General features: G+C 64.9%; 28 protein-coding genes. 10 read left to right on the plus strand and 18 right to left on the minus strand.

Going from position 1 to position 25,553, the window contains the following annotated elements:
* Positions 1-96 precede the first annotated feature (96 nt).
* The 3 genes from nirK to AC3A4H_RS05845 all read left to right on the plus strand — a co-directional run bounded on the left by nirK (position 97) and on the right by AC3A4H_RS05845 (position 3,576).
* Entirely contained in the window at positions 97-1,551 is a 1,455-nt protein-coding gene (nirK, locus tag AC3A4H_RS05835) for a copper-containing nitrite reductase (RefSeq protein WP_487765827.1), read from the plus strand.
* A gap of 161 nt (positions 1,552-1,712) precedes the next feature.
* On the plus strand, positions 1,713-2,393 hold the full coding sequence (locus AC3A4H_RS05840; RefSeq protein WP_487765828.1) for an HhH-GDP family DNA glycosylase: 681 nt from the start codon (positions 1,713-1,715) through the stop codon (positions 2,391-2,393).
* The gene (locus AC3A4H_RS05845; RefSeq protein WP_487765829.1) at positions 2,368-3,576 is read left to right on the plus strand and encodes a CapA family protein; all 1,209 of its coding nucleotides are present in this window, start codon (positions 2,368-2,370) and stop codon (positions 3,574-3,576) included. Before AC3A4H_RS05840 ends, AC3A4H_RS05845 begins: the two co-directional genes overlap by 26 nt.
* Before the next feature lie 14 nt (positions 3,577-3,590).
* Here the strand turns inward: AC3A4H_RS05845 and AC3A4H_RS05850 are convergent, their stop codons facing one another.
* Positions 3,591-4,046 (minus strand): DUF3775 domain-containing protein, encoded by a 456-nt coding sequence (locus AC3A4H_RS05850; protein WP_487765902.1) that lies wholly within the window; start codon positions 4,044-4,046, stop codon positions 3,591-3,593.
* 173 nt (positions 4,047-4,219) lie between these two features.
* Positions 4,220-4,687, minus strand: coding sequence for a YbhB/YbcL family Raf kinase inhibitor-like protein (locus AC3A4H_RS05855; protein ID WP_487765830.1), 468 nt, complete (start codon positions 4,685-4,687; stop codon positions 4,220-4,222).
* Positions 4,688-4,898: 211 nt separating this feature from the next.
* Between AC3A4H_RS05855 and AC3A4H_RS05860 the strand changes: the two genes are divergently transcribed.
* The gene (locus tag AC3A4H_RS05860) at positions 4,899-5,873 is read left to right on the plus strand and encodes a complex I NDUFA9 subunit family protein (RefSeq protein ID WP_487765831.1); all 975 of its coding nucleotides are present in this window, start codon (positions 4,899-4,901) and stop codon (positions 5,871-5,873) included.
* A gap of 92 nt (positions 5,874-5,965) precedes the next feature.
* Here AC3A4H_RS05860 and AC3A4H_RS05865 read toward each other — a convergent pair whose 3' ends face one another.
* From AC3A4H_RS05865 to AC3A4H_RS05885, 5 genes are all read right to left on the minus strand, one after another.
* Entirely contained in the window at positions 5,966-7,246 is a 1,281-nt protein-coding gene (locus AC3A4H_RS05865; RefSeq protein ID WP_487765832.1) for an amidohydrolase family protein, read from the minus strand.
* The gene (locus AC3A4H_RS05870) at positions 7,243-8,187 is read right to left on the minus strand and encodes an ABC transporter permease (protein ID WP_487765833.1); all 945 of its coding nucleotides are present in this window, start codon (positions 8,185-8,187) and stop codon (positions 7,243-7,245) included. The genes AC3A4H_RS05865 and AC3A4H_RS05870 overlap by 4 nt, the downstream gene beginning before the upstream one ends.
* Positions 8,187-9,236 carry an ABC transporter permease gene (locus AC3A4H_RS05875; RefSeq protein WP_487765834.1) on the minus strand — a complete coding sequence of 350 codons (1,050 nt, stop codon included), beginning with the start codon at positions 9,234-9,236 and terminating at the stop codon, positions 8,187-8,189. Before AC3A4H_RS05875 ends, AC3A4H_RS05870 begins: the two co-directional genes overlap by 1 nt.
* Positions 9,226-10,788: an ABC transporter ATP-binding protein gene (locus AC3A4H_RS05880; RefSeq protein WP_487765835.1), complete on the minus strand. Its 1,563-nt coding sequence runs from the start codon at positions 10,786-10,788 to the stop codon at positions 9,226-9,228. Before AC3A4H_RS05880 ends, AC3A4H_RS05875 begins: the two co-directional genes overlap by 11 nt.
* 185 nt (positions 10,789-10,973) lie before the next feature.
* The gene (locus AC3A4H_RS05885; protein WP_487765836.1) at positions 10,974-12,011 is read right to left on the minus strand and encodes a BMP family protein; all 1,038 of its coding nucleotides are present in this window, start codon (positions 12,009-12,011) and stop codon (positions 10,974-10,976) included.
* A gap of 274 nt (positions 12,012-12,285) precedes the next feature.
* Here AC3A4H_RS05885 and AC3A4H_RS05890 point away from each other — a divergent pair, with 274 nt between their 5' ends.
* On the plus strand, positions 12,286-12,432 hold the full coding sequence (locus tag AC3A4H_RS05890) for a hypothetical protein (protein WP_487765837.1): 147 nt from the start codon (positions 12,286-12,288) through the stop codon (positions 12,430-12,432).
* A gap of 61 nt (positions 12,433-12,493) precedes the next feature.
* On the plus strand, positions 12,494-12,691 hold the full coding sequence (locus AC3A4H_RS05895) for a hypothetical protein (protein ID WP_348779668.1): 198 nt from the start codon (positions 12,494-12,496) through the stop codon (positions 12,689-12,691).
* A gap of 5 nt (positions 12,692-12,696) precedes the next feature.
* Here AC3A4H_RS05895 and AC3A4H_RS05900 read toward each other — a convergent pair whose 3' ends face one another.
* Positions 12,697-12,957, minus strand: coding sequence for a DUF982 domain-containing protein (locus AC3A4H_RS05900; RefSeq protein WP_487765838.1), 261 nt, complete (start codon positions 12,955-12,957; stop codon positions 12,697-12,699).
* A 163-nt stretch (positions 12,958-13,120) separates the two neighbouring features.
* Positions 13,121-13,954, minus strand: coding sequence for a phenylalanine 4-monooxygenase (gene phhA / locus AC3A4H_RS05905; RefSeq protein ID WP_487765839.1), 834 nt, complete (start codon positions 13,952-13,954; stop codon positions 13,121-13,123).
* A gap of 121 nt (positions 13,955-14,075) precedes the next feature.
* Between phhA and AC3A4H_RS05910 the strand changes: the two genes are divergently transcribed.
* Complete coding sequence (locus AC3A4H_RS05910; protein ID WP_487765840.1) at positions 14,076-14,552, plus strand: Lrp/AsnC family transcriptional regulator; 477 nt, start codon at positions 14,076-14,078, stop codon at positions 14,550-14,552.
* A 2-nt stretch (positions 14,553-14,554) separates the two neighbouring features.
* On the opposite strand, the gene argB is transcribed toward AC3A4H_RS05910, so the two are convergent.
* The 4 genes from argB to AC3A4H_RS05930 form a co-directional block, all read right to left on the minus strand.
* Positions 14,555-15,454 (minus strand): acetylglutamate kinase, encoded by a 900-nt coding sequence (gene argB / locus AC3A4H_RS05915; protein ID WP_487765841.1) that lies wholly within the window; start codon positions 15,452-15,454, stop codon positions 14,555-14,557.
* Positions 15,455-15,532: 78 nt separating this feature from the next.
* Positions 15,533-16,033, minus strand: coding sequence for a peptide-methionine (R)-S-oxide reductase MsrB (msrB, locus tag AC3A4H_RS05920; protein WP_487765842.1), 501 nt, complete (start codon positions 16,031-16,033; stop codon positions 15,533-15,535).
* 90 nt (positions 16,034-16,123) lie between these two features.
* Positions 16,124-16,867 (minus strand): anti-sigma factor, encoded by a 744-nt coding sequence (locus tag AC3A4H_RS05925; RefSeq protein WP_487765843.1) that lies wholly within the window; start codon positions 16,865-16,867, stop codon positions 16,124-16,126.
* Positions 16,852-17,391: a sigma-70 family RNA polymerase sigma factor gene (locus AC3A4H_RS05930; RefSeq protein WP_487765903.1), complete on the minus strand. Its 540-nt coding sequence runs from the start codon at positions 17,389-17,391 to the stop codon at positions 16,852-16,854. The genes AC3A4H_RS05925 and AC3A4H_RS05930 overlap by 16 nt, the downstream gene beginning before the upstream one ends.
* A gap of 120 nt (positions 17,392-17,511) precedes the next feature.
* On the opposite strand from AC3A4H_RS05930, the gene AC3A4H_RS05935 reads away from it, so the two are divergent.
* Entirely contained in the window at positions 17,512-19,047 is a 1,536-nt protein-coding gene (locus AC3A4H_RS05935) for an amidase (protein ID WP_487765844.1), read from the plus strand.
* Positions 19,048-19,113: 66 nt separating this feature from the next.
* Here the strand turns inward: AC3A4H_RS05935 and yihA are convergent, their stop codons facing one another.
* The 5 genes from yihA to rpmH all read right to left on the minus strand — a co-directional run bounded on the left by yihA (position 19,114) and on the right by rpmH (position 22,953).
* Complete coding sequence (gene yihA / locus AC3A4H_RS05940; RefSeq protein WP_348779914.1) at positions 19,114-19,758, minus strand: ribosome biogenesis GTP-binding protein YihA/YsxC; 645 nt, start codon at positions 19,756-19,758, stop codon at positions 19,114-19,116.
* 23 nt (positions 19,759-19,781) lie between these two features.
* A complete protein-coding gene (locus tag AC3A4H_RS05945) occupies positions 19,782-20,420 on the minus strand; it encodes a CatB-related O-acetyltransferase (RefSeq protein WP_487765845.1) in 639 nt (212 codons plus the stop codon).
* Positions 20,421-20,634: 214 nt separating this feature from the next.
* Positions 20,635-22,440, minus strand: coding sequence for a membrane protein insertase YidC (gene yidC, locus AC3A4H_RS05950; RefSeq protein WP_487765846.1), 1,806 nt, complete (start codon positions 22,438-22,440; stop codon positions 20,635-20,637).
* 9 nt (positions 22,441-22,449) lie between these two features.
* Complete coding sequence (rnpA, locus tag AC3A4H_RS05955; RefSeq protein WP_487765847.1) at positions 22,450-22,803, minus strand: ribonuclease P protein component; 354 nt, start codon at positions 22,801-22,803, stop codon at positions 22,450-22,452.
* Between the two features lie 15 nt (positions 22,804-22,818).
* Positions 22,819-22,953 (minus strand): 50S ribosomal protein L34, encoded by a 135-nt coding sequence (gene rpmH, locus AC3A4H_RS05960; protein WP_209710588.1) that lies wholly within the window; start codon positions 22,951-22,953, stop codon positions 22,819-22,821.
* Positions 22,954-23,324: 371 nt separating this feature from the next.
* On the opposite strand from rpmH, the gene AC3A4H_RS05965 reads away from it, so the two are divergent.
* Both AC3A4H_RS05965 and AC3A4H_RS05970 read left to right on the plus strand, forming a co-directional pair.
* A complete protein-coding gene (locus AC3A4H_RS05965; protein WP_487765848.1) occupies positions 23,325-24,065 on the plus strand; it encodes a TVP38/TMEM64 family protein in 741 nt (246 codons plus the stop codon).
* Positions 24,066-24,121: 56 nt separating this feature from the next.
* Positions 24,122-25,549 carry a dihydrolipoyl dehydrogenase family protein gene (locus tag AC3A4H_RS05970; RefSeq protein WP_487765849.1) on the plus strand — a complete coding sequence of 476 codons (1,428 nt, stop codon included), beginning with the start codon at positions 24,122-24,124 and terminating at the stop codon, positions 25,547-25,549.
* The last annotated feature ends 4 nt before the right edge of the window (positions 25,550-25,553 follow it).

A 25,553-nucleotide genomic window follows, 5' to 3' on the forward strand; every position in this document is an offset into this window, starting at 1 on the left:
AGGATGCCTGCAGCCAGCTTTTTTTCCTCCATCACCACACCAAGCAAAGCAGAACGACCTGGACGCCAGATCGGACATTGCCTATCCGGAGCCGCATTGTTCGCCTTTCTGCTGCTATTGCCGTTCGCACCGGCCCTTGCGCAGACGCACCAGCACGCCGCACCGGCGCAAACGGCCACCCCCTCCAGTACAGAGCCGGCCGCCGCTGCCGCCGCACCACAAGCTCCCGCTGCGGCGGGTGCCGCCGGCGAGGCAGTGGTGAGCTACCACAATCCGAAGATCTTCACGCTCAAGACCGGCATCGCGGCGGGGCAGATGGTGTATCTGGGAGTTGGTGGCGACATAGACGGCCAGGTCAATCCCACCCTCATGGTGCATGAGGGCGAACTGGTGCAGATCAACCTGATCAACGGCGAAGGGGCCGAGCACGACGTGGTGATCGACCAATATGCGGCTCGCTCCTCCGTCGTGGTCGGCAAGAATGCTTCGTCCACCTTCTCCTTCACGGCCGGCAAGGTCGGCGAATTCGCCTATTACTGCTCGATCGCCGGGCACCGCCAGGCGGGCATGGAGGGACGGGTCCAGGTCATGCCCGGTCCGCGCGAGGCCATGGCCTCGAACGCCGCCGACATCGTCCGCGATCCGGCCGACCTGCCGGGCCCGATCGGCCAGCGGCCACCCAAGATCGTCAAGGTGGACCTCGAAACGGTCGAACTCGTGGGCAACCTGGACGACGGCACCACCTACACCTACTGGACTTTCAACGCGAAGGTGCCCGGGCCGTTCGTGCGGGCGCGGGTGGGCGATACGGTCGAGGTTCACCTGAAGAACCCCACCGAAAGCGTGATGACGCACTCGGTGGACTTCCACGCGGCCACGGGCCCGGGCGGCGGCGCGCATTCCACGCAGACCGACCCTGGCAACGAAACTGTCGTGACCTTCAAGGCGCTGAAGCCCGGCATTTTCGTCTATCACTGCGCAACGCCCAGCGTGGCGCACCACATCACGAGCGGCATGTATGGTCTGATCCTGGTGGAACCCGAGGGCGGGCTGCCCCAGGTCGACCGCGAGTTCTATGTCATGCAGGGCGAGCTCTACACGGTCCTGCCCTTCGGCACCAAGGGCGAGATGGAGATGGACTATGACAAGCTGATCTCCGAGCGGCCTGAATATTTCCTGTTCAACGGCGCGGTCGGCTCCCTCACCAAGACGCACCCGCTTTATGCGAATGCGGGCGAGACGGTGCGCATCTTCTTCGGCGTGGGCGGACCGAACTTCACCTCGTCCTTCCACGTCATCGGGGAGATCTTCGACAATGTCTATTCGATGGGCAGCGTCGGCTCACCAGCCCTGACCGGCGTGCAGACCACGACCGTTCCGCCTGGCGGTGCGACGATTGTCGACTTCAAGGTGGATCGCGGCGGCCACTACGTTCTGGTCGACCATGCGCTCTCGCGCGCCGAGCGCGGCCTGGCCGGCTATCTGATCGTCGACGGTCCCGAAAACGACGAGATCATGCACGCCGGCCCCGCACAAGAGGCCTCTGACTAGGAGAGGCCCAGCGGCACCACCGCAGGCGGCAAGCCTTGCCCGGCTCGGTAAGGCTTGCTGCCATTTGACCCCGATCAGTGCGGCGAGGTGCCGGTGCGCTCATCATCGGCTCGTGCCCGGCTTCTCCCCCCGAAAGAAGCCCACATGCCGAGGGCAAGCCCATGACGAAAACCGCCCGCACCGGTCGCAGAAGCGATGCCGCACCTTCGCTGGCCGCGCAGCTTGAAGGCAACCGGCTCTATTCCGAGGAGCTCGGCCTCGACCTTGGTGAGCGCGCGGACGACACCTACTTTCGCTGGTTCCTGGCCAGCATTCTCTTCGGCGGCCACATCTCGGAGACAATCTCGCGGAATACCTATCATGCCTTCGAACGGCACGGCTTGACCACGCCGCGCAAGATCGTCGACGCCGGCTGGGACTTTCTCGTCAATCCGATCATGCGAGAGGGCGGCTATGTCCGCTACGATGGCAGGAAATCCGACCAGGTGCTGCGGGACTGTCGCAAGCTGCTCGACGACTATGGCGGCTGCCTGTCGAAGCTTGAGGAGGAAGCGCACACAAACGCCGAACTGGAGGAACGCCTCGACGAGTTCTACGGCGTTGGCCCGGTGACAGCCAACATCTTCCTGCGCGAACTGCGCCCGTTCTGGCCCGCCGCAAATCCCGACCCTCTGCCCGAGGTGACAGAGACGGCGCACCGGTTCGGCATCGATCTTTCCGGATACGACCGCAAGAGCCTGGTTTTCGCGCGGGTCGAAGCGGGTCTCATGCGGCTTCGCCACAAGGCGCCGTCGGACACTGAAAGCAGCGTCGCCCATGCCGCAGGCGGCCACCGACGCTGACGTGGCAGGTTACCCGACCGTGCGCGGCAAGGAACCTCAAGGAAATGGTGAAGCGGAGCAGGCATTGCGGCTCTTCCTGTGCGGAGACGTGATGATCGGCCGCGGGATCGATCAGATCCTGCCGCATCCCTGCGACCCGGCCCTGCATGAGGGCTACACCAGATCCGCCATCGACTATGTGAGCCTTGCCGAGGCTGCACACGGGCCCATCCCGCGCAAGGTGCCACCCGCCTATATCTGGGGCACGGCGCTCGACGAACTGGAGCGGATGCGCCCGGACGCGCGCATCGTCAACCTGGAAACCAGCATCACCTACAGCGAAACCTACCTCCCGAAAGGCATCAACTATCGCGTGAGCCCGCCCAATGCCCGCTGCCTGGCCGCTGCCGGCATCGACTGCTGCACCCTCGCCAACAACCACGTTCTCGACTGGGGACGTCGCGGCCTTCTCGACACATTGGCCGTCCTGAAGGAACTGGGGATCAGCCATGCAGGCGCCGGCCACGATGCCGCCGAGGCCGGCGCCCCGGCAGTGATCGACGTAGCGAGCAAGGGCCGGGTTTTGGTCTACTCGTTTGCATCGGCCACCAGCGGCACGCCGCGCGACTGGGCCGCCGGCGCCCAGACCGCGGGCGTGAACCTTCTGCCGAACCTTTCGGAGGCGACCGCCAACAGCGTGTGCGCGCAGATCGCCGCTGCCAGAAAGCCTCGCGACGTGGTCGTGGCGTCCGTGCATTGGGGGTCGAACTGGGGCTACGAGATTGCCGAAAGCCAGCGGCGTTTCGCCCACGCACTGGTGGAAACCGGCGGCGTTTGTGTCGTGCACGGGCATTCGTCGCATCACGCCAAGGCACTGGAGGTCTACCGCGGCGGGCTGATCCTCTACGGCTGCGGCGACTTCCTCAACGACTATGAGGGGATCAGCGGATACGAACAGTACAGGGACGACCTGCCGCTGATGTACTTTGCCGATTTCGACCCGGCGAGCGGAGGTCTTTTCGCGCTGGAGATCGTACCGCTCCAGATCCGCCAATTCCGGCTGGTCCGCCCCGACGCGGGCGACGCTTCATGGCTTGCGCGAACCCTTGCCCGGGAAAGCGAGCGGTTCGGGGTTCGCGTCGACCTTGGGCCGGATCGCAGCTTCGCCATTTCGTGGCCAGGAGCGACGGCGCGGCCAGCGTGAAGGCTCGCCGAGCCTCAGAGGCGGCCCATTTCGAAATCCTCGCAGGAATAGCCCAGCATCGACAGCCCCTCTTCGAGGAAATCGGCAAGCAGCGGCGTTCCGAGCAGATACTCGGACGTGCGGTCGTTGTGTGCGGCGGCGGCTTCCTCGCGCACTGCTGGCCAATCGGCGACGGTGTAGTCCTCGCGCCCGAGCCAGGCGAGGGCCACGAGGTCGATCTGCTCGTCTTCCGACAGGGAGTCGACCAGCGAAGCGATCTCCTCGGTCACCGGATCGTCGTCGTGGTTCTCAAGCACCGCGGCTTCCTTGTCGTCGGTCGGGTTCGACCCCGGTTCCGGTTCGGTGAGCTCGTCCTTGGCGTCGAACTCGCGCATCTTGATGATGATGAAGCAGACCTTCTCGGGCGAGATGGTGAGCGCCGGCTCGAGGGTATCGTCCGGCTCGTCGGACTGGCTGGAGCGCTTTTGCATCATTTCCACCTGCATTTGTCGAACGCCTCAATGCGCTCCCGTTGCGTTTCAAACCCGGCTTGTCCGGTGAATGAACGGCAGCCGAGCCACGGCGCTGAAATTGAAATGTGCCTTGCCCGGCGGCGGGGCAAGAGCGAGCGTCGGGCCCACTGAAATTTTATCGTGAGACCTGCCTAGCGCTGGAACAGGCCGATCAGTTCCGCCGAGCCCAGGGCATGGCCGCGGGCGAGTGCCGCAACCCGCGCGCATGTGGCCCGCCCCGCCACGTCGAGGCGGGGAACGCCAAGCGCCAGCAATCGGAAATGATAGTGGTGGACGCCGTGCCCCCGCGGCGGGCAAGGGCCGCCATAGCCGCTTCTGCCGAAATCGTTCGTGGCCTGGCGCAATCCGCTCACCTGCTGGTCGGCCGGCGCGAGCCCCTCGGGCAGCGTGCGCCAGTCGCCTGGAATGTCGAACACCGCCCAGTGGTGAAAGGTGCCGCCCGGCGCATCCGGGTCCTCGCATACGAGGGCGAAGCTTTGGGCACCGGCCGGCGGTTCGGTCCATTCGAAGGGCGGCGATAGGTCCTCGCCGCTGCAGGTGTATCTGGCGGGAACGCTGGACCTGTTCTGGAATGCGGGGCTCGTCAGTTGGAAGGTCATGACCTTTCACCCTTTCGGCAGGAAAGCCGGCTGGATCCGGCGCCAAGCCCTGATCGGCGGTCTGGAAAAATGCGCCAGCTCGCCGCGCGCTTCCTTGATGCGGGTCAAAGCAATGGCGGCGGCCTGCCGAGGCAACGTGCCCTTTGCCTTTGTGGCGAAAATCATTATGAACGAGCCAGACCAAGCCAGAAGGGCACCACCGGAGCCAGACATGACCGAAATCCTTCAGATTCCGCCACTCGTCACCGTTTTCGGAGGGTCCGGTTTCATAGGCCGTCACGTCGTGCGCGAACTGGCCAAGCGCGGCTATCGCGTGCGGGCTGCCTGCCGCAGGCCCGATCTCGCCGGCCACCTGCAGCCGCTCGGCCATGCCGGCCAGATCCAGCCTGTCCAGGCCAATGTGCGCGTGCGCTGGTCGGTCGACCGTGCGGTTGAAGGCGCCGACCATGTCGTGAACCTCGTCGGCATCCTGGCCGAATCCGGCCGGCAGAGATTCGCCACCGTGCAGGATTTCGGCGCCCGCGCCGTGGCCGAGGCCGCCCGCGCCGCCGGCGCCGGCCTGACGCATGTTTCCGCTCTGGGCGCGAATGCCCAGTCGCAATCGGCCTATGCCCGCACCAAGGCGGCCGGCGAACGCGCGGTTCGCGAGACGATCGCCGACGCGACGATCTTCCGCCCGTCCATCGTGTTCGGCCCTGAGGACGATTTCTTCAACCGCTTCGCAAATATCGCGCGCTTTTCGCCGGTGCTGCCGCTGATCGGCGGCGGCACGACGCGCTTCCAGCCGGTCTATGTCTGCGACGTGGCCGAAGCGGTGGCGCGCGCGGTGGAAGGCAGCATCGAGCGCGGCAAGACTTATGAACTCGGCGGCCCGAACGTGATGACCTTCCGGCAGTGCATGGAAGAGATGCTCGAGGTGATCGATCGCCGCCGCCTGTTGGTGCCGGTGCCGTGGTGGCTGGCCGAACTGCAGGGCGCGGTGCTGGGCATGCTTCCGGGCAAGCTGCTGACGTCGGACCAGGTCACGCTTCTGAGATCCGACAATGTCGTGTCGGCAGAGGCCGAAAGCGAAGGCCGCACCTTTGCCAGCCTCGGCATCGAGCCGAATTCCACCGGCGCGATCCTGCCGAGCTATCTGTGGCGCTATCGCGCGGCGGGTCAGTTTTCGCGCAGCAGCCTGGCCTGAGCGGGTCTGCGAATCCCGCCAGGGATTCGCGCTTTTCCCGAATTTTAGTTGATAGCAAAGGGGCCGCTTGTGCGGCCCCTTTGTTTTTCAGGTCACGGCGTCTGGTGACGCCGGTTGACGCTGCCAGGACGGCCGGAGAGCGAAAGCTGCGTCTCCTGCTTCTGGCGCGTGGCGACCACCTTGCCCTTGGCGACGACGCACAGCCGCTCGGCACGCAGGCGCAGCGCCTCGACCGGATTGCCGGCGTCGAGCACGACGAGACTCGCCGTCTTGCCGACTTCGAGGCCGTAGTCGTGCAGGCCCATGATCTCGGCATTTGTCTTCGTGACCATGTCGAAGCATTGGCGCATGTCGGCCGGGCTGGTCATCTGCGCCACATGCAGGCCCATGAAGGCGACGTCGAGCATGTCGGCGGTGCCGAGCGGATACCACGGGTCGAGCACGCAATCCTGGCCGAAGCCGACCTTGATGCCGGCCTTCAGCATTTCGGGCACGCGCGTCATGCCGCGGCGCTTGGGATAGGTGTCGTGGCGGCCCTGGATGACGATGTTGATGAGCGGGTTGGGGCAGGCGGAAACGCCCGCCTCGGCAATCAGCGGCAGGAGCTTGGAGACATAGTAATTGTCCATGGAATGCATGGAGGTGAGGTGCGAGCCGTTCACCCTGCCCTGCAGGCCCAGCCGCTGCGTCTCATAGGCAAGCTGCTCGATGTGGCGCGAGTTCGGGTCGTCCGTCTCGTCGCAATGCATGTCGACCATCAGGCCACGCGCGGCCGCGATCTCGCACAGCTCGGTCACCGAGCGGGTGCCGTCGGCCATTGTGCGCTCGAAATGCGGAATACCGCCGACGATCTCCACGCCCATGTCGAGCGCGCGGATGGTGTTTTCGCGCGCGGTGGGCGAGCGATAAAAGCCGTCCTGAGGGAAGGCGACGAGCTGCAGGTCGATATAGGGAGCGACCTCCTTCTTGACCTCCAGCAGCGCCTCGACGGCGAGCAGCCGGTCGTCGCAGGTGTCGACATGGGTGCGGATGGCAAGCAGGCCCATCGAGACGGCCCAGTCGCAATAGGCAAGCGCGCGGCTCTTGACGGCTTCATGGGTGAGCATCGGCTTCAGCTCGCCCCACAGCGCGATGCCTTCGAGCAGCGTGCCCGAGGCATTGATACGCGGAATGCCGTAGGAGAGCGTCGCATCCATGTGGAAATGCGGATCGACGAAGGGCTGCGAGACGAGGTTGCCGGTGGCATCCACCACATCGGCCGCTTCCGCGTCGAGCTTCGGCTCGATGGCCGCGATCTTGTCGCCCTTGATGCCGATGTCGGCGGTGTTGCCGTCCGGAAGAATGCCGCCACGGACAATCAGGTCAAAACTCATCTCTCGCCTTTCTGGTATGGGATCATCAGCGCCTTGGGATAGGTAGCGCGGCGCGCCACCAGGATCAGCGCCAGGATGGACAGCGCATAGGGCATCATCAGGAACACCTGATAGGGCACCACGCCGCCGGAAATCTGCTGCAGGCGGATCTGATAGGCGTCGAAGGCGGCAAAAAGTATGGCGCCGAGCAGCGCCTTGCCCGGCCGCCACGAGCCGAACACCACCAGCGCGATGCAGATCCAGCCGCGGCCGTTGATCATCTCGAAGAAGAAGGAGTTGAAGGCCGACATGGTGAGGAACGCGCCGCCGACCGCCATCAGCGCACTGCCGACCATGACCGCGCCCATGCGGATACCGGTGACGCTGATACCCTGCGCCTCGACGGCGGACGGGTTTTCGCCCGCGGCGCGCACCGCCAGGCCGATCGGCGTGCGGTAGAGCATCCAGGCGACGATGGCGACCGTGGCGAAGGCCAGGTAGGTGAGCGGCGTCTGCGAAAACAGCGCCTCCCCCAGCACCGGTATCTTCGACAGGCCGGGGATGGGCAGCGGCTGGAAGGGCTCTATCTTTGGCGGCGTGGTGACCTGCGGCAGCGCCAGCCGGTAGGTGAAGTAGGTGAGGCTGGTGGCAAGCAGCGTGACGCCGATGCCCACCACATGCTGCGACAGCCCGAGCGGCACGGTGAGCGTGGCATGGAGCAGGCCGAACATGGCCCCGGCAAGAGCCGCGACGGCCACGCCGGTCCACAGGTCGCCGCCGGAATAGACGGTGAACCAGCCGGCGAATGCGCCGGCCGTCATGATGCCTTCGATGCCGAGATTGAGCACGCCCGCGCGCTCGCAGATCAGCTCGCCCATGGTGGCGAAGATCAGTGGCGAGGCAATGCGGATCGCGGCGACCCAGAAGGATGCGGTGAAGAGGATTTCGAGGGCCTGCTCCATCACTTCCACCTCACCCGGTAGCGCGTCAGCAGAATTGCCGTGACCATGGTGAGCAACGCGGTCGCCACCATCACCTGCGCGATATAGCTCGGCACGCCGGCCGTCCGGCTCATGGCGTCGGCGCCGACGAAGATGCCGGCCACGAAAATGGCCGAGGCGATGACGCCGAGCGGATTGAGCATGGCGAGCATGGCCACCACGATGCCCGAATAGCCGTAGCCCGGAGACAGGTCGAGCGTCAGGTTGCCCTTCAGACCCGACACTTCCGAGAAGCCGGCAAGGGCCGCGATGCCGCCGGACAGGATCGCCGTCTTGATCAGCACGCCGTTCACCGGAATGCCGGCGAAGTTGGCGGCTTCCTTGTTGTTGCCCACGGCGCGCATTTCGTAACCAAGCACCGTCTTCTTCATCACCACCCAGGCGACGATGGCCGCGACCACGGCGATGACGAAGCCGTAGTGCAGGCGCTTGCCCTGGATGATGCGTGGCAGTTGCGCCTCGGCGATGACCTTCGACGACTGCGGCCAGCCAAGGCCGGTCGGGTCCTTCAGCACGCCTTCCAAAAGCATCGAGACAAACAGCAGCACGATGAAGTTGAGCAGCAGCGTCGTCACCACCTCGTCGACGCCGAAGCGCGTCTTGAGGATGGCGGGCCCGAGCAGCAGCAGCGCGCCGGCCGCCATGGCCGCGATCATGATGATCGGGATCAGCAGATAGGACGGCAGCGGCAGCGCACCGGTGCCGAGCACCACCGTCACCACCCCGCCGATATAGAGCTGCGCTTCGGCACCGATGTTCCAGAGTTTTGCGCGGAAGGCGACGGCCACCGCAAGTCCGGTGAAGATGAGCGGCGTGGCGCGGGTTAGCGTTTCCAGCAGCGCGAATTGCGAGCCCGCCGCCCCCTTGGCGACGAGGTAGAAGACTGAGAGCGGCGAGGCGCCGGCCGCCAGCACCAGCAGCGAGGTAATGATGAAGGTCGCCACGATCGCGCCAATGGGGAACAGCAGGGTGACGCCGAGCGAGGGCGCGGGTTTGGGTTCAAGCCGCATCGTTCACCTCGCCATGGCCGGCCATCAGTTCTCCGAGTTCTCGGATGCTGCGTTCACCGCGCTTGGAGGGCGAGGAAAGCTGCCCCTTCGACATGACCAGGATGCGGTCGGACAAGGCCAGTATTTCCTCCAGATCTTCCGAAATCAGCAGGATCGCCGCGCCCCGGTCGCGCGCTTCGAGCAGCCGGCGATGCACGAAGGCGACGGCACCGACATCGAGCCCGCGCGTGGGCTGGTTGGCGAGGATCACGGCCGGCTCGGAATCGAGCGCGCGGCCGAGAATGAGCTTTTGCATGTTGCCGCCGGAAAGCAGCCGGATGCGCGCCTCGGGCGAAGGGCATTTGACGTCGTAGTCGCGGATGATTTCCTCGGCAAAGGCGCGCGCCGCCTTCCAATCCAGAAAGCCGTGGCGGCTGAAGCGCGGTGTGGCATAGCGCTCGGAAATGACGTTCTCGGTGACGCTCATGTCGCCGATGCTGCCGACCGCGTGGCGATCCTCCGGGATGCGGCCGATGCCGCCGGCAAGGGCGGCGCGCGGCGACCAGTTGCCAGCCGTCGTGCCGGCGATGACGATCTCGCCCGACGCCGGCTGCAGCGTGCCGGCAATGAGCGCCGCAAGTGCGGATTGACCGTTGCCTGAGACGCCTGCCAACCCGGTGATCTCGCCGGCGCGCAGCGCGAGCGACAGGCCATCGAGGTTCGTGACGGTACCTTGCCGGGCGGTCGAGACATTCTTCAGTTCCAACACGACGGGGCCGGTCTTCGGCGCGCTCACCGGCGGGCTTGCCACTTCCTGCCCGACCATCAGCGCGGCAAGCTCGGTGCGGTTGGTGGCGGCGGTCATGCGCTCGCCGGCCAGCGTGCCGGCGCGCAGCACCAGCACGCGGTCGCTGACGGCCATGACCTCGTTCAGCTTGTGCGAGATGAAGATGATCGACAGGCCCTGCGCGACCAGGAGCTTCAGCGTGCGGAACAGCGCGTCGGTCTCGGCCGGCGTCAGCACCGCCGTCGGCTCGTCGAGGATGAGGATGCGCGCGTCGCGATAGAGCGCCTTGAGGATTTCGACGCGCTGGCGCTCGCCCACCGAAAGGGTGGCGACGGTCGCGTCCGGATGCACGGCTAGGCCGAAATCGGCCGAAAGCTTGTCGATGCGCTGGCGGGCGGCGGCGCGATCGAGGCGCAGCTTCCAGGGGCTCTGCGTGCCGAGAGCGATGTTCTCCAGCACGGTCATGTTCTCGGCGAGGGTAAAATGCTGGTGCACCATGCCGATGCCGGCATCGAGCGCCGCACGCGGATCGCCGGGCGGCAGCGGCTTGCCGAAGGCTTCCACCGTGCCCTCGTCAGCCACGTAATGGCCGAACAGAATGTTCATGAGCGTGGTCTTGCCGGCGCCGTTTTCGCCCAGCAGCGCGATGACCTCGCCGCGCCTCAGAGAAAAGGAAATGGCATTGTTGGCCACCAGCGGCCCAAACCGCTTGGTGATGCCTTCGAGGCGCAGGACGATTTCCGCCTGCGGTAGTGCATGATCTTCGACACCGGGCGACGCCGCCAAATCACCAATCCCTCAATCCTGGCAAGGCGCCAGCCCCACCGCTGCCTGCGCTCCATTCCGGGTGCGGGCGCTGCCGCCGACACGCGTCAGCGCAACCGAGGCGTTACCGCCCCGACCGCGCACTGTCCTTCATGCGAGCTTGAGGCCACCTTTTCGCTGCAAGCAGCGAAAAGGTAAAGCCGTTCTCAGTTGGATTTCGGCTCGGAATCGTCGATTTCAACAGTGAAGGAGCCGTCCTTGATGGCTTTTTCCTTCTCGGCGACCTTGGCCATGACCTCGGCCGGCACCTTGCCCTCGAAGGTGCCGAGCGGGGCAATGGAGCAGCCGCCGTTCTTCATGAAGGAATAGACGCCGTAGTCGGCGGCCTTGAAGGTTCCGGCCTTCACCTCGGCGATCGCCTTGTCCAGCGTCGGCTCGAAGTGCCACAGCGCCGAAGCCACGACCGTTTCAGGATAGTCCGCCTGGGTGTCGATGACGTTGCCCACGGCCAGAACATTGCGCTCCTTGGCGGCGTCCGAGACGCCGAAGCGCTCGGCGTAAAGCAGGTCGGCGCCGCCGTCGATCTGGGCGAAGGCGGTTTCCTTGGCCTTGGGCGGATCGAACCAGGAGCCGATAAAGGCGACCTGGAACTTGGTGTCCGGCGCGCTTTCCTTCACGCCGGCCATGAAGGCGTTCATCAGCCGGTTGACCTCGGGGATTGGATAGCCGCCGACCATGCCGATGTTCTTCGACTTGGTCATGGCGCCAGCGATGATGCCGGTGAGATAGGAGGCGTCCTGGATGTAGTTGTCGAAGGGCGAGAAGTTCGGCACGGCCTCGTCGGGCTTGAAGCTGGAGCCCATCAGGAAGGCAACGTCCGGATAATCATTGGCGACCGCACGGGCGGCATCTTCCACGCCGAACACCTCGCCGAGGATGAGCTTGTAGCCGGCCTCGCAATATTCGCGCATCACGCGCTCATAGTCGTTGTTGGAGGTGTTTTCGGAATAGACGTACTCGATCTCGCCGCGGTCCTTGGCGGCATTGGCGGCCTTGTGGATGCGGCTGACCCACTGCTGCTCGACCGGCACGGTATAGACGGCAGCGACCTTGAGCGGTTCGTCGGCAAACAGGCGCGCCGGGAACCCCGCCACCGTGGCAAGCGCTGCGCCAGCGCCCGCGGCCTTCAGCACCGAGCGGCGCGAGACGCCGGCAAATTTCGTCGCATTCTTGTCGTTCTGCATCGTCCACCACCCTGGCTATCGGGTCCGGGCCCAGCCCCGCCCCGCGTCTTGTCATCCGCGCGACGGTATTCGAATTTCCGAAACCCGGCAATCGGCCTGCAAAACCTTTCCACCGCTGGCGTTTCGGCCTGGCAAGGCGCATCATCGGCCATGCACCGCGGTACAACTTTTGGTTTTTCCGACCTCAACACCTATATCGGTGGTATGGTTCTCCGCCAGCGATGGAACGCAATGACGCGGACCCCTGGCTCTTCCCGAAAGGACCCGCAACACGATGGCGAAAAAGCCGAACTATGGCCAGGAGCGCAGAGACCGCGACCGCATCAAGGCCGCCAAGAAAGCCGAGAAAGCCAACGCCAAGGCAAACAAGTCCGCGAGCAAGCAGGACGAGGTGAGCGAACAGGAGACAAAGCAGGACTAGGGGCTCCGCGCCGCCAAGCAGCGGGGCGGGAGCTTTGCATCGATCAAGTCAGGAGTATGAAATGAAGCCTCTCGCGGCCGAACAGAAATTGGACAGGACGGACGCGGCAGCGCGCCAGATCATGAATGCCGAGCAGGCGGCTCGAGAAAAGAAGACCGCCCGGCTACGGGCACTTCGGCAGGAGAAGGAAGAGGCGGAGCGCGCAGAAGCGGCGAAGAACCCCGCTCCGGTGAAGCGCGCGCCCAAGAAGGGCTCCTAGCCGGGTTACCCGGGCGCCTTGTCGCTGATCAGCACATCGGCCTCGCGGGCCGCAGCGATGAAGGCGCGCCTGGCTGCCATGACCGGCTTGTGGCCCTCCATGGCGTCGTGGCAGGCCTGAAGTGCGGCGCGATGCTTGGGACTTCTTTTTCCCGGCCAGTTGTTGAGAAGAAAATCCGAAGCCTCCTGGGCAGTCTTCAGGATTTGGTGATTTCCCGTCTCACCGAGTTTTACGGTGAGCGGAACTTCAAAGCGATCATTTTGCATGGCCTGCTCTTACGCCCTTGCGCAGGCGAAAGCGAGCTTCGAAACGCTTTTCTTGGCGGCACTTCGTCTCGCCCTTGCGCCCAGCCGGTTCTACCGAACGAAAACTGTCGCACGCAAAAGCGCCTCGGTGCCTTGAAGCCGCCGCCTGCGCTGTGGGCGGCCTTCAAACCATGGCAGGGTCCAGCGGCGCCTCGTCCTTGCGTCGCGCGATAAGCTCGGCAAGGTCGGCATGCAGGAACGCATCGCGCAGCGCTTCGAAGGACGGTAGCACGAAATAGGCTCGCTGGAACTTGTCGATCTCGTAGGTCGTGCGCATCACCGTCTCCAGGTCGAAGGGCACGCGGTGTGCATCCGGGCTTTCGACCGCGAACTGCAGCTCGCTATAGGATGACATCAGCCCGGCGCCGAAGGCCTTGAGCGGCTGGCCGGCCTCCTGGATGAGGCTGTACTCGGCCGTGTACCAGTACAGCCGCGAGATCATGTCGTGGCCGCCCAGCTCAATCGCGCCACTGGCCCTTTCGCCGTACTGCTGCATGAAATCGGCGAAGGCCGGCTGGGTCAGCGCCGGCACATGGCCGAAGAAATCGTGAAACATGTCCGGTTCGACGATGTAGTCGAGTTCCTCGCGCCTGCGCAGCCAGTTCGTGACCGGGAAACGCCGGTTTGTCAGGTGCACGAAAAAAGGTTCGGCGGGGATCAGCCCGGGCACGGCGACGAGCTCCCAGCCGGTGAGCTTGCGCAGCTTGCCGCTGACCTCGTCGATATCCGGGATACGCTCGAGCAGCCCCAGTGCTTCCACGCCATCGAGATAGGAGCGGTGCGCTAGCCGCCTCGTCAGGCCGGTCTGGCGGTCGCACAATATGCGCCACACCTCCTGGTCGCTGTCGCTGAAGGCATAGTCCTGCTGCACGGTGAAATCGGCGCGGCAGACGGAGTAGTTGCCGCGCAGTCCCTGAGCCGCACATTCGCGGGCATAGGCTTCCACGCTGATATTCATGGCCAAAATCCTCCACGCCGCGAAGAATACCGCCGATTGTGGGGCGCTTTTTGCCTAAGCCATCGTTCTGGGCCGGAAATTGAGGTATGTTGCCATCCTGGAACGTCTTGTCGGAGTGAAAATGCCTCAGTTCGACGAATTCGAGATCAGGATGCTCGAAATCCTGCAACGCGACGGCCGCAAGTCCATCTCGGAACTGGCGCAGGAAATCGGCCTGTCGAACACGCCCTGCGCCCGCCGCTTCGAAGCGCTGCAGCAGGCCGGAGTCATCAAGGGGTTTTCGGCGGCGATAAGCCGGCGCGCGGTCGGGCTGATGGTGGAGGTGTTCATCCAGGTGCGACTGGTGAGCCATAGCGACGACTCGCCGGAGCGCTTTACCGCGGCGGTACAGCGCATGGACGAGGTCTCGGCCTGCTGGACGATGACCGGCGAATACGACTTCCTGTTGCACGTGATGGTGCCGAGCGTGGACGACCTCAACGATTTCGTCATGCACCGGCTGATGCGCCTGCCGGGCGTGCGCGACGTGCACACCCAGCTCGTTCTGCAGAATATCAAGGGGCCGGGGCACGTTCCGCTCCGGCATCTGCGGAAATAAGATCAGGGAACGATCAGCGTTCCCGCACCGTGCTCGGTGAACAGCTCCAGCAGCACCGAATGCGGGGTCTTGCCGTTGAGGATGACAACGCCTTCGACGCCGCGCTCGATCGCCTCGATGCAGGTTTCGACCTTGGGGATCATGCCGCCGGAGATGGTGCCGTCCTTGATCAGCGCCTTGGCCTCAGCCACCGTCAGCTCGTCGATGAGGTTCTTGTCCTTGTCGAGCACGCCCGGCACATCGGTGAGGAAGAGCAGGCGCGAGGCACCCAGCGCGCCGGCAATGGCGCCGGCGAAGGTGTCGGCGTTGATGTTGTAGGTGTGGCCGTCGCGGCCGGGCGCCACCGGCGCGATCACCGGGATCATCTCCGAGCGTGCCAGTAGATCCAGCAACGTGCGGTCGACCTCGACCGGCTCGCCGACGAAACCGAGATCCAGCACGCGCTCGATATTCGAGTCGGGATCGACCATGGTCTTCTTGGCCTTTTCGGCGAAGACCATGTTGCCGTCCTTGCCGCAGAGGCCGATCGCCCATTCGCCCTCGGCATTGATGAGCGCGACGATCTCCTTGTTGATCGAGCCGGCCAGCACCATCTCGACAATCTCGACCGTCTTCTGGTCGGTGACGCGCAGGCCGCCCTCGAACTTGGATTCGATGCCCATCTTGGCCAGCATCGCGCCGATCTGCGGGCCGCCCCCGTGGACGACGATGGGGTTGACGCCCGACTGCTTCAGTAGCGCGATGTCACGGGCGAAGGCCTTGCCGAGCTCGTTGTCGCCCATGGCGTGGCCGCCATATTTCACCACCACGGTCTTGTTTTCGTAGCGCTGCATGTAGGGCAGCGCGGCCGAAAGAAGGTTCGCCTGCTCTGCCGCCTTGGCCGCAATGTCCGTCGATGTCATGAGAGGCCCCCTTCGGATGGAAATCGGCGGTTACTTAGCGGCAAAGGCGGCAGTGGGCAATCGGCAAGCGGCGAAAGCTCATGCTGTTGCGGGCCTGAATTTCAATGCCACGCCATTGAGGCAGTGGCGCTTGCCCGTGGGCGGCGGGCCGTCATCGAAGATGTGGCCCAGATGGCCGCCGCAGCGGCGGCAATGCACCTCGGTGCGCGTCATGAACAGGGAGTTGTCCTGCCTGGTGCCCACCGCGTCCGGCAGTGATTGCCAGAAGCTCGGCCAACCGGTTCCGGAATCGAATTTCGCCTCCGAGGAATAGACCGCAAGGTCGCAGCCCGCGCAGTGATAGGTGCCTTTTCTCTTTTCATGGTCGAGCGGGCTGGAGCCGGCGCGCTCGGTGCCTTGCTTTCGAAGAACGGTAAACTGCTCGGGCGTCAGGATCTTGCGCCATTCGGCTTCGGACTTGTCGACCTCGAATGTCTCCGCCCAGGCATGCTCCGGCCCGACGCCGCGCCGGAACATCAAGGCGCCGCCGGCTGCAGCCGCCATTGCGGCACCGGCCATTAGAACACTGCGACGATTCATCTTCGGCCCTCCTTTGCGCAAGCTAAGCGAAATCCAATTCGAAGCGCCAATCAACTCCGATTGAGCGCCCAAGCCAAGGTGCAACGCTAGTCATATGCTTTTAAGCTCGCCCGTCGCGATGATGGGGCCAGTAGGCTGGCCGGACGGAGAGCCGCCGGCAGGCTCCAGGCTGATGGCGAGAGAAGCGCCGGCGATGAACTCCTTCTGGATATCGGGCGATATGGCGACATGCGCCGTGTCGCCGGCCGGCAGCAGGCCGACGGATACGGGCGCCTTCGCGTCCTGGATCACCCATAGCTGGAAATCGTGGCCTTCAACCCTCTCCCCGGAAAGACGCGACAGCCTGGCTTCGCCGCGCGGCGCATCGAAGACGGCGATGTAGCGGACCTCGCCGCCCTGCCCGGCCAACGAAGCCACGAGGCTGATATCTAGCGGGGTGCCGGCGCGCATGTGAATGCGGCCTATAGTCAAGGGCAGCGCAATCGCAAGGACGGCAAACGCGGCGGCAATGCCCCAAAGTTTGCGTCGCCGCGGCCGCGGCCTGGGGGCCGGCTCTGCATCGGCGGGCGGCGCAGGCTCGGGAAACAGCCGCCGGTCGATCGCCGCCTTCACGGAGGCAGGAGGCTCGACAACCGGATACCCGGACGCGAGGGGTGAGAAATGCATCGCCCATTTGTCCACCACCTGCGCGAAACCGCGTTCGCTGTCGATGCGCGCCCGCACCGCCTGCCGCCTGTCGGCGGGCGTGACGCCCAGTACATATTCGGCCGCGATCAGCTCGTCGCCGACGTCTGCAGGGGCATCCCTGCCGAAAGGCCTTATCGGTCCAGACATTCCTTCAGCCTCAGAACGCTGTGGCGCAGCCAGGTGCGCATGGTGCCGGGCGGAACCCCGTGCCGCGCCGCCAGTTCGGCATAGCTGTCGCCGCCAAGATAGGCTTCGCGAAGTGCCGTTGCGCGCGCCGCGTCCAGTTTTTCCAGGCAGCGGCGGATGCGCGCCGAGGCGGCACCGGCTTCCAGCATTTCCACCGGGTCCTGGGCGGAGACGACTGAAGCGCCGACAATTGCAGCATCGCCCGGCGGCCGCCCCTTGCTGCGGAGGCGCTCGATGGCATGGTTGCGGGCAATCCCCACCAGCCAAGCCATCGGGCTGAGATCCGAGACGGCGAAGCGCCCGGCCTCCTCCCATATGCGGCAGAAGACTTCCTGCAAGGTCTGCTCGGCTTCAGCCGGGTCGTTGAGCATGTGCAGGCAAACGCCAAAAAGCCGCGCGCTGGTCTGCCGGTACAACAGGTCGAACGCCTCCCGGTCGCGCATGCCAATGCGGACGATAAGCGTTGCAATATCCTGCTGGGCCATCGCCGCGTAACTAGTGCTCCACGCCGGATTTGCAACGACAAGGGCCACCGGCGCGCGATTGCGAAGGCGGCGCATGCCGGCTAGGCTTTCGCCATCGGCAATGTCTTGGGAGGGGGTGGCATGTCGCTGGAATCCGTTCTGTGGGAGTACGACGCCACGGCGCTGGCCGGGCTGGTCAGGAAAGGGGAGATTTCCCCGCCCGAACTGGTCGACGCCGCAATCGCGCGGGCGGAGCGTACGCAACCGCAAATCAACGCCACCGCCGAAAAGCTCTACGAAGCCGCTCGCAGCCGTGCCAGTAGCGTCGACCGCTCGCTGCCGCTGGCCGGCGTGCCGACCGCGCTGAAGGATTTGGGCATCGCCATGAAGGGCGTGCCCAACCATTCCGGCAGCAGGATGCCGCCCTTCGTGCCGGACTATGATTCCGTGCTCACGCAGCGCCTGCTTGCCGCCGGGCTGATACCCATCGTTACCAGCACCACGCCTGAACTCGGGCTGCGGCTGGTGACGGAATCGGCCGCCTTCGGCGTTACCCGCAATCCGTGGGATACCAATCACATCACAGGCGGCTCGTCGGGAGGGGCTGCGGCACTTGTGGCCGCGGGCGTGGTGCCGGTGGCGCATGCCTCCGATGGCGGCGGCTCCATCCGGGTGCCGGCGGCCTGCAACGGTCTGGTGGGGCTGAAGACCTCGCGTGGGCGCATTCCGCTGACGCCGCTGGCCTCGGAGGCCTGGTATGGCTTCGTGGTGGACCATGCGGTGACGCGCTCGGTGCGCGACAGCGCGCTGCTGCTCGACCTGACCCATGGCCCCGACGAGCTGGCGCCCTATGCGGCGCGCCCGCCGCGCGGCTCGTTCTCGGCCGCTGCCGCGCGCGACCCCGGCCGGCTGAGGCTCGCCGTCTACCGGCAGTCGCCGCTCGGGCTCGAAATCTCGCACGAAACGCTGGCGGCGCTGGACACTGCAGTCGCGCTGGCGCGCGAAGGCGGCCATTCGGTCGAGGAGATCGGCCTGCCTTTCATCGGTCGCGAATTCATCGCCGATTTCGCCAAAACCGTCGCGTCCGCGGTAGCCGGCACCTTGGCTGGCGCGGCCCAGCGCACCGGGCGGCCGGTTTCCGGCGAAGTCGAGCGCGCCACGCGCGTGCTGGCCCGCTATGGCGAGCTTCTGTCAGCCGGCGAGATCTATGCCGGGCTCGAGCGCCTGCAGGCGGCCTCGCGGCAGCTGTTTGCGGAAACCGCCCAGTATGATGCGGTGCTGATGCCGCTGATCGCACACCCGCCGCTCGAATGCGGAGCAATGGACCCGAAGGGCATGGACGCCTTTCTGGAGGACATGCTCGACAAGCTGCGGCTGACGCGCCTGTTGCGGCTGAAGCCGCTGCTCGGCCAGCTTCTGGACAACAGCCTGTGGTTCACCCACTGGCCGGCCATCCAGAACGTTTCCGGCCAGCCCTCGATCGCGCTGCCGGTGCATGTCACCGCCGATGGCCTGCCGCTAGGCATACAGGCGGCGGGGAGGCCCGGCGACGAGGAGACGCTGTTGTCGCTGGCAGCGCAGATGGAGCGACTTTCGGGCTGGCTGAACCGGCGCGCGCCGCTGCTGCGCCCCGCGCCACTGGGCGGAGCGAGTCGCAACCAGGTCGAAGCGCTTTGACGCGATGGCAGTGCGGCCGCACGTCCGGTGCGCCCGCGCCACACCCGGGAACAGGTACGCGCGGCCTCAGCCGCCACGCACGGCAAGGGCGATCGCCTCGCGCAGCTCCTCCATGCCGTCGCCCTTCTCCGATGAGGTGGCGATGATGGCCGGGAAGGCTGCCGGGCGCTTGCGGATCTTTTCCTGCGTCTCTGCAATCAGCCGCGGCACGCCCGCGGCCTTGATCTTGTCGGTCTTGGTTAGAACGATCTGGTAGGAGACGGCGGCCTTGTCGAGCAAGGACAAGACCTCCTCGTCGTTCTTCTTGATGCCGTGGCGCGAGTCTATCAGCACATAGACGCGCTTCAGCGTCACGCGTCCGCGCAGATAGTCGAACACCAGCTTCGTCCAGGCATCCACCTGGTCCTTGGGCGCCTTGGCATAGCCGTAGCCGGGCATGTCGACCAGCGCCATCGGCGGCAAGTCGCCGTCCTTGCCGGAGAATCCGTCGGGCACGAAATAGTTCAGCTCCTGCGTACGGCCCGGCGTGTTGGAGGTGCGCGCAAGCCCCTTCTGCCCCACCAGCCCGTTGATCAGCGACGACTTGCCGACATTGGAGCGGCCGGCGAATGCGATCTCCGGCGGGCCTTCCGGCGGCAGGAACTTCATCGACGGCACGCCGCGGATGAAGACCCACGGTGCGTTGAAGAGGCTGCTCGCCACGGGCGGCAGGGTTCTGGATTCTATCTGTTCGGTCACGCTGCTTGCTCCAGCCGGGATATGTCGGCGCCGCGTATGGCATCAAGGTTGCGGGTCACCTTGTCAACCGGCCAGTCCCACCATGCCACCGCCAGCAGGCGCTCCACGGTCTCCGGATCGAACCGTGTCTTTACCACCTTGGCCGGGTTGCCGGCGACGATTGCATAGGGCGGCACGTCGCGACTGACCACTGCCCGCGCCGCCACGATCGCGCCATGGCCGACTGTGACACCGGGCATGACCAGTGCTTCCATGCCGATCCACACATCGTTGCCGATCACGGTGTCGCCGCGCAGTTCCTGCGACCAGGTGGCCGGATCGAAGCCCTCTTCCCAGCCGTTGCCGAAGATGTTGAACGGATAGGTCGAAAAGCCCGACATGGCATGGTTGGCGCCGTTCATGACGAATTTCGCGCCCTCGGCGATGGCGCAGAAGCGGCCTATCACCAGCCGGTCGCCGATGAACGGATAATGGTAGAGCACGCATTTCTCGACGAAATGCTCTGGCCCGGCCGGGTCGTCGTAATAGGTGAAGTCGCCGATCTCGATATTGTCGGCGTCGACCAGGGGTTTCAGAAATCCGACGCGCGGATGAAGGGGCATAGGATGCTTGATGTCGGGGTTTGGGCCATGCATGGGCAGGTTCCGTCGTGAAAAGCTTCGCAAAGGGATGAAAACGAATGCGATCCGCTCTGGTGTGCCGACACCCGACGAAACGGATCCTGCCTAGCTGATCATCGAAACCACTCCTGCAGAGGCCCCTGTTTATCGGCCGCTACCGCCCGCGTCCATAGCCGGCAACGAAAAAGCCCCGGACGATGCCGGGGCTTTCGAGAGGTCGGGGCGCCCGCTATTCGGCGGGCTTTGGTTTCTTCTTGAACATCCCCGCGAGGTTGTCCCACAGCTCGATCTTGGCCCCCTGGCGTTTCATGATCACGCCCTGCTGGATGATCGACAGCGTGTTGTTCCAGGCCCAGTAGATGACGAGGCCCGCAGGGAACGACGCCAGCATGAAGGTGAAGATGATCGGCATCCAGGTGAAGATCATCGCCTGCGTCGGGTCCGGCGGCGTCGGGTTCATGCGCATCTGCAGGAACATGGTGACGCCCATGATCAGCGGCCAGACACCGATGTGCAGGAAGTCCGGCACGGCATAGGGCAGAAGACCGAACAGGTTGAACAGCGACGTCGGATCGGGCGCGGCCAGGTCGTGGATCCAGCCGAAGAACGGCGCATGGCGCATCTCGATGGTGATGTAGAGCACCTTGTAGAGCGCGAAGAACACCGGGATCTGCACCAGGACCGGCCAGCAGCCTGCAAGCGGATTGATCTTCTCCGTCTTGTAGAGCTCCATCATCGCCTGCTGCTGCTTCATCTTGTCGTCCGCGTATTTCTCGCGGATTTCCATCATCTTCGGCTGCACCTTCTTCATGTTCGCCATCGAAGCATAGGACTTGTTGGCGAGCGGGAAGAACACGGCCTTCACCAGAACGGTGGTGGCGAGGATGGCTAGGCCGAAATTGCCGAGCATCTTGTAGAGATTGTCGATGAGCCAGAACATCGGCTTGGTGATGAAATAGAACCAGCCCCAGTCGATCAGCAGGTCGAACTGGCGGATGTTGCGGTCCTTTTCATAGGCATTGATCTTGGCCACTTCCTTGGCGCCGGCAAAGACCAGAGTCTCGACGGTGCTCGACTGGCCGGGCTCGACGGTCACCGCGTCGCTCATGAAGTCAGACTGGTAGCGTGGGCGGCCATCGTCGAAATAGCTGAAGCGCGGCTGGAAGGGCTGCTTGGACGACGGCACCATGGCCACCGCCCAGTACTTGTCGGTGATGCCGAGCCAGCCGTCGTTCGACTTGCCCGGAACGACCTGCTTGTCCTTCTCGATCGACGAGTACTTGATCTCGTGCAGGCCTTCATCGCCGGTCACGCCGATGAGGCCCTCGAACAGCACATAGGTGCTGGCCACAAGCGGCTTGTCGAAGCGGATGACGCGGCCATAGTTCGAAAGCGAAACCGGCGCCGAACCACCATTGGTCACCGTATCGGAGACGGTGAACATGTAGTCGTTGTCGACGCTGATGGTGCGCTTGAAGGTCAGGCCCTTGTCGTTGGTGTAGGTAAGCGTCACCGGAGTGGCGGGCGTGAGCACCGCGTTGGGCTCCGCAGTCCAGACCGTGTCTGGCCCGGGAACGCTGCCGGTCTCGGCGTTTCCGACGAAGCCGATCTCGGCGTAGTAGCCGTTCGGCAACGTCGACGGGTTCAAGAGGTCGATATTGGGCGAATTCTTTTCTACCGTGACGTGGTAGTCCTTCAGCAGCACGTCGTCGATGCGCGCGCCGGCGAGGTTGATGGAGCCGGAAATGCTCGGCGTGTCGATCTTGACGCGCTGGGCGGAAGCCACGGCGTGCTCGCGACTTTGCGGCGCGGTGCCTTCCGCGCCGGGCATACCGGGCACACCGCCCTGCGGCAAGGCCGGAATTTCACCCGACGCGCCGGGTTGCGTCGACTTCTGGGCCTGGACGTGCTGGGCCTCGATGCGGGCCGCTTCGCGCTCCTTCTCGACGCGGGGGTTCATGTAGAACACCTGCCACAGCGTCAGGATCAGCACGGAAAGCGCGATCGTGATTAAGAAATTCCGGTTGTTTTCCATCGAAAACCCTTAACGCGTTCCGCGAATTCTTCGGGAGATTTCGGCAGCAAGCTGCTCGAAGGGGGCTGTCAGAACGTCTTCCCGCCCCACGATCACATAGTCCTTGCCGGGCATCATGTCACCTGCGGCGTGGACGCGAACCGCCTCCTTGAGGCGGCGGCGAATGCGATTGCGGACAACCGCATTGCCAACTTTCTTGGTCACTGTGAACCCGACGCGCGGCGCATCATCGTTGCCGCGGTCCAGAACTTCCAAGAGGAAAAGCCGCCCGCGTCGCTTTTCGCCACGCCGGACGGCCAAAAACTCTGCTCGCTTGCGAAGCCGCAGCGGAGACGGAAATTCTGTCTTGCCGGCATCCGGCAATGTCTCGTCTCTCGCTTAGGCGGAGAGCCGCTTGCGGCCGCGGTTACGGCGTGCGGCGATGACGGCACGACCGCCGGTGGTGGCCATGCGCGCACGGAAGCCGTGGCGGCGCTTGCGGACGAGTTTGGATGGCTGATAAGTACGCTTCATTTATTTTAATACCGCGGTGTGCGGCCCTTCTTAATTCTGTCACACGGTAACAGGAGCTATGCCGAGCCTCGTCTTGGACGCAATCGAAACCGCGCCGGACTTGTTGGCCCATGCGTGAGCGGGCTTATAGTAAAGATGCCCCCTGTGAGTCAATTGGCGGCTTTTGTGCCGTCAACATTGGCAACATAGTCACAAACGGGTGACCAGCCTCGCCAAGATGTTCAACACAGGGTGATATGACGGGTAGCGAGTTGTACCCGTCCACAAAGCTGCCCAACTGAGGAACACAACGAATTGGCCTCTTGCCGCGACCCGCTGCTCGGAACCATGATGGCGGCCGGGCTTCTAGCAAAGAGGCGACCAGGATAGACATGATCGAAGATTGCGACACGGGCAAAGGCGCGCCGGGACGCTGGCGATTTGCGCCGCTCGCAATCGTCGCGGCCGGTTTGGTCGTGGGCTACGCGCTGGGCTGGCAGCACTATCTGTCGCTCGACTACCTCGCCGAAAGCCGACAGGTCCTGAAGGATTTTGCCGCCGACAACCCGGTTCTGGCGCCGCTGGGTTTTCTGGTAATCTACATCGGCGCGGTCGCCTTCTCGTTTCCGGCTGCATCAATCCTGACGATCTTTGGCGGGTTCCTGTTCGGCTGGCTGTTCGGCGGCGCGCTCGCCATCGTCGGCGCCACAGTGGGCGCGACGGCGATCTTCCTGGCGGCACGCTCGGCCTGCACCGCCTCCGTCCGGCGGCGCCTCGGCGGGTTTGGCGAAAAACTCTCCGCCGGGTTCGAACGGAACGCCTTCGGCTATCTTCTGGTGCTGCGGATTGCGCCGTTCATCCCCTTCTTCATGGTCAACATTGCCCCCGCCCTCTTCAATGTCCGGCTGGGCACCTATCTCGCCGCCACCTTCATCGGCATCATGCCGGCAGCCTTCGCCTATGCCTGGCTTGGCCAGGGCTGCGATAGCGTGCTGATGGCCGCGGAGAGCGCCGGCCAGCAGGTGACGCTGGGCGATCTGGTCACCCCGCAGATAACCATAGCCTTCATCGCGCTTGCGCTTGTCGCCGCCTTGGCCACCGTCGTAAGAAGGGCATGGGCGTCGCGCCTCTGACATTCATTTCGCAACGGCGCCCGCCCGTATCCGCGTTCCGTGCAACAGGCGGGAGAATGACCAAGACGCTGACACCGGACATCTGCGTCATCGGCGCCGGCTCGGGCGGGCTGTCGGTTGCGGCCGCCGCCGCGGCCTTCGGCGTCAGTGTGGTGCTGGTCGAGCGCGGGAAGATGGGCGGCGATTGCCTGAACTATGGCTGCGTGCCTTCCAAGGCGCTGATTGCGGCCGCGCGGCAGGCGCAGGCCATGCGCAGCGGCCAGCCCTTCGGCATCGGCGCGGCCGAGCCCGAGATCGACTTCGCGGCCGTGCACCGCCATGTGCGCGACACCATCGCCGCGATCGCCCCCAACGATTCCGCCGAGCGCTTCACCGCGCTGGGCGTACAGGTCGTCAAGGCGGAGGGCCGGTTCAAGGACCGGCGCACGCTGATGGCCGGCGACATGGAAATCCGCGCCCGCCGCTTCGTCATCGCCACCGGCTCCTCACCGCTGATTCCGCCGATCCCCGGCCTCGACGCCGTCGACTACCTGACCAACGAGACGCTCTTCGACCTTGCCGAAATGCCGGAACATCTGCTGATAGTCGGCGCCGGCCCCTTCGGCCTCGAAATGGCGCAGGCCTATCGCCGGCTCGGCGCGCAGGTGACGGTGGTCGAGGCAGGCAATGCGCTTGCCAAGGAGGACAAGGAGCTTTCCGCCGTCGTGCTCGCGCGGCTGCGCAGCGAAGGCGTCGACATCCGGGAACATACCCGTGTCGCGTCGGTGGAACGGCGCGGCAGGCACGGGGTGCGGCTGCGCCTGCAGCCGGATGCACGCCCCCGCATCCTGGAAGGCACGCATCTACTGCTGGCCACCGGCCGCACGGCAAACGTCGCCGAACTGAGGCTCGACAATGCCGGCGTCAGGCACGATGCCGACGGCATCAAGACCAACGCCCGGCTGCGCAGCAGCAACCGCCGCATCTATGCCGTGGGCGACGCCGCCGGCTCGCTGCAGTTCACCCATGCCGCGAACTACCACGCCGGCCTGGTGGTGCGGTCCATACTGTTCCGGCTGCCGGCAAGCGAAAGGCGCGACATCATTCCCCGCGTGACCTTCACCGACCCGGAGATCGCCCATGTCGGCATGAGCGAGGCCGAAGCGGCGCGCGCATATCGCGCCATCCGCGTGCTGCGCTGGCCCTATTCGGAAAACGACCGGGCCCATGCCGAACACCGCACGGACGGCCACATCAAGCTCGTGACCAGCGGCAGGGGCCGGTTGCTCGGCGTTTCCATAGTCGGCCTGCACGCCGGCGAGATGATCAATTTCTGGGCTCTGGCCCTGGCCCGAAAGATGACGGCGCGCGACATCGCCAGCTATGTGGCGCCATACCCCACCATAAGCGAAATTGGCAAACGTGCCGCCGTCGCCTACTTTATCCCGACGACGCGCAACGCGCTGGTGCGCCGGGTGGTGGGCCTGCTGCGCATGTTCGGCTGAAGGG

The organism is Pseudaminobacter sp. Soil_N_29, from assembly GCF_057656055.1.

Coding starts and splice junctions, on each gene's coding strand:
- AC3A4H_RS05840 (WP_487765828.1), top strand. CDS start 1,713: ATGACGAAAACCGCCCGCACCGGTCGCAGAAGCGATGCCGCACCTTCG.
- AC3A4H_RS05845 (WP_487765829.1), top strand. CDS start 2,368: ATGCCGCAGGCGGCCACCGACGCTGACGTGGCAGGTTACCCGACCGTG.
- AC3A4H_RS05850 (WP_487765902.1), bottom strand. CDS start 4,046: ATGCAAAAGCGCTCCAGCCAGTCCGACGAGCCGGACGATACCCTCGAG.
- AC3A4H_RS05855 (WP_487765830.1), bottom strand. CDS start 4,687: ATGACCTTCCAACTGACGAGCCCCGCATTCCAGAACAGGTCCAGCGTT.
- AC3A4H_RS05860 (WP_487765831.1), top strand. CDS start 4,899: ATGACCGAAATCCTTCAGATTCCGCCACTCGTCACCGTTTTCGGAGGG.
- AC3A4H_RS05865 (WP_487765832.1), bottom strand. CDS start 7,246: ATGAGTTTTGACCTGATTGTCCGTGGCGGCATTCTTCCGGACGGCAAC.
- AC3A4H_RS05870 (WP_487765833.1), bottom strand. CDS start 8,187: ATGGAGCAGGCCCTCGAAATCCTCTTCACCGCATCCTTCTGGGTCGCC.
- AC3A4H_RS05875 (WP_487765834.1), bottom strand. CDS start 9,236: ATGCGGCTTGAACCCAAACCCGCGCCCTCGCTCGGCGTCACCCTGCTG.
- AC3A4H_RS05885 (WP_487765836.1), bottom strand. CDS start 12,011: ATGCAGAACGACAAGAATGCGACGAAATTTGCCGGCGTCTCGCGCCGC.
- AC3A4H_RS05890 (WP_487765837.1), top strand. CDS start 12,286: ATGGCGAAAAAGCCGAACTATGGCCAGGAGCGCAGAGACCGCGACCGC.
- AC3A4H_RS05895 (WP_348779668.1), top strand. CDS start 12,494: ATGAAGCCTCTCGCGGCCGAACAGAAATTGGACAGGACGGACGCGGCA.
- AC3A4H_RS05900 (WP_487765838.1), bottom strand. CDS start 12,957: ATGCAAAATGATCGCTTTGAAGTTCCGCTCACCGTAAAACTCGGTGAG.
- phhA (WP_487765839.1), bottom strand. CDS start 13,954: ATGAATATCAGCGTGGAAGCCTATGCCCGCGAATGTGCGGCTCAGGGA.
- AC3A4H_RS05910 (WP_487765840.1), top strand. CDS start 14,076: ATGCCTCAGTTCGACGAATTCGAGATCAGGATGCTCGAAATCCTGCAA.
- argB (WP_487765841.1), bottom strand. CDS start 15,454: ATGACATCGACGGACATTGCGGCCAAGGCGGCAGAGCAGGCGAACCTT.
- msrB (WP_487765842.1), bottom strand. CDS start 16,033: ATGAATCGTCGCAGTGTTCTAATGGCCGGTGCCGCAATGGCGGCTGCA.
- AC3A4H_RS05925 (WP_487765843.1), bottom strand. CDS start 16,867: ATGTCTGGACCGATAAGGCCTTTCGGCAGGGATGCCCCTGCAGACGTC.
- AC3A4H_RS05930 (WP_487765903.1), bottom strand. CDS start 17,391: ATGGCCCAGCAGGATATTGCAACGCTTATCGTCCGCATTGGCATGCGC.
- AC3A4H_RS05935 (WP_487765844.1), top strand. CDS start 17,512: ATGTCGCTGGAATCCGTTCTGTGGGAGTACGACGCCACGGCGCTGGCC.
- AC3A4H_RS05945 (WP_487765845.1), bottom strand. CDS start 20,420: ATGCATGGCCCAAACCCCGACATCAAGCATCCTATGCCCCTTCATCCG.
- yidC (WP_487765846.1), bottom strand. CDS start 22,440: ATGGAAAACAACCGGAATTTCTTAATCACGATCGCGCTTTCCGTGCTG.
- rpmH (WP_209710588.1), bottom strand. CDS start 22,953: ATGAAGCGTACTTATCAGCCATCCAAACTCGTCCGCAAGCGCCGCCAC.
- AC3A4H_RS05965 (WP_487765848.1), top strand. CDS start 23,325: ATGATCGAAGATTGCGACACGGGCAAAGGCGCGCCGGGACGCTGGCGA.
- AC3A4H_RS05970 (WP_487765849.1), top strand. CDS start 24,122: ATGACCAAGACGCTGACACCGGACATCTGCGTCATCGGCGCCGGCTCG.